Annotated in this window: 2 protein-coding genes and 1 pseudogene; all 3 read left to right on the top strand. The window is 70.6% G+C overall.

All coding sequences use genetic code 11. From position 1 onward, the window contains the following. Positions 1-397, top strand: a pseudogene (locus D7Y21_RS40985) (CpaF family protein); the annotation flags it as partial. A gap of 180 nt (positions 398-577) precedes the next feature. Beyond that, a complete protein-coding gene (locus D7Y21_RS40980) occupies positions 578-1,543 on the top strand; it encodes a hypothetical protein (RefSeq protein WP_147469535.1) in 966 nt (321 codons plus the stop codon). Between the two features lie 14 nt (positions 1,544-1,557). Beyond that, the coding region (locus D7Y21_RS40975) for a DUF1565 domain-containing protein (RefSeq protein ID WP_121718599.1) at positions 1,558-2,695 on the top strand (1,138 nt) is incomplete at its 3' end.

The following is a 2,695-nucleotide window of genomic DNA, read 5'->3' as shown; positions in this document are numbered from 1 at the left end:
CGCTCCGGCGCTGCGCCCCTCGCTGCCGCCGCGCCCGCCGCCGCCGCAGGACGACGACAAGACGCCGCCGCCCACGCGCAACCCCTTCGCGGAGCAGGAGGACACCCGCGCGACTCCTGCGTCCGAGCCGCTGGTGCAGGTGTCCGAGGACCTGCTCGCGGAGGCCCCGCCCGCGCGCAACACGCCGCCGCCGCGCCGTCCGCCGCCCGCTCCGGCGCGTCCCGGTACGCCGCCGTCCAACACGCTGCGCGCGGGTGCCACGCCCACGCGCCGTCCGCCGGGTCCTCCTCCACCGCCCTCGGACGACGAGGACGAGGACGACGACCGGCCGAAGACGGAGCTGAACACGTCGGAGAAGACGCAGATCCGCCCGGCGCCGGAGCGTCCGCGCCGGTAGCCGCCGGAAGGCACGGGGACCCTGTCCGGGCTTCCCCGGCCACGGCGACGTGAAACATCCACGCGGGGCGCCCGGCGCCGGACACCGGTGTCACCCCCGGGTGGGTGGGGCCCTGTCCCACCACCCGGGTCAGCGAATCCTGACCTTGCGAGGAGGGCGGGTCAGGGAGAAAGTGCTCCCGTGTTGATCCCCTTCCTCGCCGCGCTCACCCTGGTGGTCGCCCAGGCGCCCGCACCCGCCTCCTCCGCGAAACCCGTCACCGTGTTGCTGGCGCCCACGGACGTGACGCGGGGAACGCCGCGCTACCTCGTTGGAACCGCCCAGGAGCACGTGGCCGAGCAGCTCAAGGCCCGGGGCCTGGAGGTGATCCGCGTGGAGGACGTGACGCGCACGCTGCCGAAGAAGAAGCGCACGGCGATGATGCGCTGCAACCGCACGCAGCCGTCCTGCATCGCGTCGCTGGGCGTGGCGGCGAAGACGGACGTGGTGATGGTGACGGAGATTGGTCCGTACCTGAACGCGTACAAAGCGGGCGTGCGCGTGTACACGGCGCAGGACGGCGCGCCGCTCGTCGAGGAGTCGGTCCCTGGCGTGAGCGAGGACCAGGTGCTGGACGCGCTCAACAAGTCGCTGGACGTGGTGGTGCCGCGCACGCTGCGGGTGCTGCGTCCGGAGCCGGTGGCGCCGCCGGTGACGCCGCCCGTGGCGCAGACGCCCAACGTGACGCCGGGTGTGAAGCAGCCGGTGCCGGGGCCGGACCTGACGCCGGGCGTGCAGCCGCCCACCGAGTTGGGGCTGACGGACACGCCGACAGTGGAGACGCCGGGACGCCGCAAGTGGGCCTGGGTGCCCGCGGCGGGCGGCGTGGTGCTCGCGGGTGTGGGGACGGTGTTCTTCGTGCAGTCGCGCGGGAAGCTCAGCGACCTGAACAACAACGAGTTCCCGACGCTGGAGCAGGCGGAGAAGGTGCGCGACTCCGGCAAGCGCTCGCAGACGATTGGCGTGGTGGGAATTGGCGTTGGCGCGGCGGCCGTCGCGGCGGGCGCGCTGATGTACTTCCTGCCGGTGAAGCAGACGAATGTTCAGCCGTCCGTGACGCTCACGCCGCAGGGTGGCGGCTTGAGCTTCGCCGGGACCTGGCAGTGAGCACGGGGAAAGCCATGCGGAACCTCTGGAAGGTCGGCGCGCTGAGCGCGGTGTTCGGTGCGGTGCTCAGCGTGGGCGGGTGCAGTGATTTCCAAGCGGCCTATGAAAACTGTCAGGGCGAGGGCCGCTGCGGACCGCAGGCGAACGGGGACGGTGGCACGGATGCGGGCGACGCGGGCGACGCCGGTTATGACTGCATCCCCACTGCCGGCCCCGACTACCCCGATGAACTGGGGGTGGACACCGACTGCGACGGCGTGGATGGTGATCCTGCGCTCGGGTACTTCGTGGATCCAGCGGGTGAAGACACGGGTGACAACCGAGGCACTCGGGATGCGCCTCTGAAAACCCTCTCCCGTGCCCTCCAGCTGGTGCAGCAATCGGACGGAGGCCGGAGCAATGTCTACCTCGCCTTGGGCACCTACGCCGAGACCACACCGGTGGAGGTCACCGCGCCCGTGTCCATTCACGGTGGCTACACGCATACCGGGAACAATTGGCTGCGTCCGACCCAGGAGCCCAGCGTCATCCAGTCCGGGCCGTATGCCGTCACGGTGGTGGGTGTGACGGATGGCGGCGTGTTCCTCGACCGGCTCCATGTCATTTCGACCACGGTCGCGACGCCGGGCCATCCCTCCGTAGCGCTGCGTGCCATCAACACCCAGGAGGTTCGGCTTCGCCATTCCATCCTGGAAGCGGGACGCGGCGCCAACGGCTCAGAAGGCCGCCCCGGGGATCGCGGAGGGACGGGCTTCCAAGGGCTCGCAGGCATCGATGGGCTTGCCACCAACAATCCTGTGGGAGGGGATGGAGGAAGCGCGGCCTGTACGCCTTCGTTCGCCGGTGGACCTGGAGGTACTGGTGGCACTGCCAACAGCGGCGGGCTTGGAACCAACGGCCGACCGATCACGGACGGAGGCGTCGGGGGGGCCAAGGGTGCTTCCACTCAGTTGAGCTGCGATGTCGGTGACGATGGCGGCTCATGCACTTGTAGCAATAGTGAGGGAGGCAGGGGAGGCAAGGGCCCGAATGGCTTCCCAGGCATGCCGGGCGATGGCGGCGTGGGCATGGGCGAAGTGCTCCCAGAGGGAAACTGGCAGGTCTCCGCGGCACAAGCGGGTGCCCTGGGGCTGACTGGAAGCAACGGTGGGG

It is taken from the genome of Corallococcus sp. AB045 (assembly GCF_003668895.1).
Classification (GTDB): domain Bacteria; phylum Myxococcota; class Myxococcia; order Myxococcales; family Myxococcaceae; genus Corallococcus; species Corallococcus coralloides.
Note: the sequence above shows the minus strand (reverse complement) of the source record. Positions and strands in the feature narration are given on the sequence as shown.